At 71.3% G+C, this 2,335-nt stretch carries 2 protein-coding genes; both read left to right on the plus strand.

What is annotated here, in order from left to right; all coding sequences use genetic code 11:
* Nucleotides 1-456 precede the first annotated feature (456 nt).
* Nucleotides 457-882, plus strand: coding sequence for an arsenate reductase (glutaredoxin) (gene arsC / locus D588_RS0122270; RefSeq protein WP_017917571.1), 426 nt, complete (start codon nucleotides 457-459; stop codon nucleotides 880-882).
* A gap of 133 nt (nucleotides 883-1,015) precedes the next feature.
* Nucleotides 1,016-2,218, plus strand: coding sequence for a GAF domain-containing sensor histidine kinase (locus D588_RS0122275; RefSeq protein WP_017917572.1), 1,203 nt, complete (start codon nucleotides 1,016-1,018; stop codon nucleotides 2,216-2,218).
* Nucleotides 2,219-2,335 lie beyond the last annotated feature (117 nt).

Genomic DNA, 2,335 nt, shown 5'->3' on the forward strand with positions numbered 1-2,335 from the left:
CGGCGAGCACGGCCCAACACGACGGCAGCTGGCGGAGACGGACCATCTGCGCATTCTAGAGGGTGCGACGGCCATTGAAACGCGTGCGATGCCGTGTGCGGCGAAGTGACGCATGCACGTCGTGGCGGTGCCGGACCGGCAGCGTCCTCGGTCGGTAGACCGAAGCCCCGGCGGCCGCTACCGCCCCCGGAGCACGGCCGCATCGCCATCGTCCTGCCGCCGCCCAGGCGCCCGGCAAGGTGGTCCATCCGCTGCCTGGCCGGACCATGCGCTCTGTGCAGATCGAGGACGGGCCGGCGTTTCCGACGCGGCGGCGACCATCGCGGGCGCCGCGCACCGCCGTGTCCGGCGAGCGCGGCGCTTGCATGGCGCCCCGATTGCGGCACCATCGGCCGCGGCCGCGTGCAGGATTCCGGCACGGCCGCCCTTGTTCCGTCCCACTCAGCGAGCCGCCCCATGCCCACCATCACGATCTACCACAACCCCGCCTGCGGCACCTCGCGCAACGTGCTCGGGCTGATCCGCAACAGCGGCGTCGAGCCGACCGTGATCGAATACCTGAAGACCCCGCCCGACCGCGCCACCCTGCAGACGCTGGCGGCGGCCAGCGGGCTGCCGCTGCGCGACCTGATCCGGCAGAAGGGCACGCCCTATGCCGAGCTGGGACTGGACGACCCGACGCTGGACGATGCCGCGCTGCTGGAGGCCATGCTGCAGCACCCGATCCTGCTCAACCGGCCGATCGTGGTCAGCCCACTGGGCACGCGCCTGTGCCGGCCATCGGAGACGGTGCTGGAAATCCTGCCGACGCCGCAGCGCGGCGCCTTCGCCAAGGAGGACGGGACGCCGCTGGTCGACGCGCAGGGCCGCTGGGTGGGCTGACCAGGCGACACCGCCGGCGCAGCCGATTCGCTAAGCGCAGGTGCAGCGCACGCGAGCACCATGTGAACGCCGCGTCGGCAAAAACCGTGACAGGTACCATAGACTGCGTGCCTTTCCGCCCGAGTCGCGCCGCATGTCTCCCGTCGAACCCGCCGCCGACCCGGTCTATTGCGCGGCCAAGCCCCGCAACGAAGCGCTGCGGCTGGACGCCTTGCACAGCTACGCGATCCTGGACACCCCGCGCGAGCCGGCGTTCGACGACATCACCCGGCTGGCCGGGCTGATCTGCCAGGCACCGATCGCGGTGGTCAACCTGATCGACAGCGAGCGCCAGTGGTTCAAGAGCGAGATCGGGCTGGGCACGCGCGAAACGCCGCTGGCGACCTCGCTGTGCGCGCACGCTCTGCTCGAGGACGACCTGCTTCTGGTGCCGGATACCCGCGAGGACCCGCGCTTCGCCTGCAATCCGCTGGTCACCGGCGAGATGCGCCTGCACTTCTATGCCGGCGCGCTGCTGAAGACCTCCGACGGTCTGGCCCTTGGCACCGTCTGCGTGCTGGACCGGCGCCCGCGCCAACTCAGCTACGAGCAGATCGAAGCGCTGCGCGCGCTGGCGCGGCAGGCGATGGGCCAACTGGAACTGCGCAAGGCGCTGCATCTGGCGCAGGAATCCGACCATTACCGCAGTCGCCTGATGGCCATCGCCGGCCACGACCTGAAGACCCCGCTGCGTACCGCGTCCTATGCGCTGAGCAAGCTGCAGCGCCAGCAGGACGCGGCGCAGGATGGGTCGCTGGAGACCGCACGTACCGCCTTGAACCAGGTCGCCAGCGGGCTCGACCAGCTCGCCACCAACGCCGCCGCCGGCGAGCTGCGCCTGCCGGCGCTGCAGACCCTGGCCCTGGCCGACGTGCTGGCACCGATCCTGGCCACCTGGCAGCCGCAGGCCGCGGCCAAGGGCGTGCAGCTGCGCAGCGTGCCGACGTCCTTGCGCGTGCTCAGCAGCGCGGCCTTGCTGTCCACGTTGCTCGGCAACCTGCTCGGTAACGCGGTCAAGTACACCGCGCAGGGCAAGGTGCTGATCGGCTGCCGGCGCCGCGGCGACCAGGTGGCGGTGGAGATCATCGACCGCGGCATCGGCATGGACGAAGAGGGCCTGCGCACCTTGTTCCAGGCCTTCCGCCAGGCCGACCCGCGCAGCGACGGCCTCGGCCTGGGCCTGTGGATCGTGCGCCGCGCCGCCGAGACCCTGGGTTGCACCGTGGAAGTGCGCAGCCAGCCGGGCCACGGCAGCCACTTCACCGTGCTGCTGCCGGCGGCGAGCACGGACGCCTGACGCCCGAGCCACGCTGGCGCAGGTGTACTTGCGCTGGCGACCGTCCCCTCATCCGCCCCTTCGGGTCACCTTCTCCCCGGGGGGGAGAAGGAAGATGTCAAGCGCAGCCGCGCAGCG

Source organism: Xanthomonas sp. SHU 308, assembly GCF_000364645.1.
GTDB classification, from domain to species: Bacteria; Pseudomonadota; Gammaproteobacteria; order Xanthomonadales; family Xanthomonadaceae; genus Xanthomonas_A; species Xanthomonas_A sontii.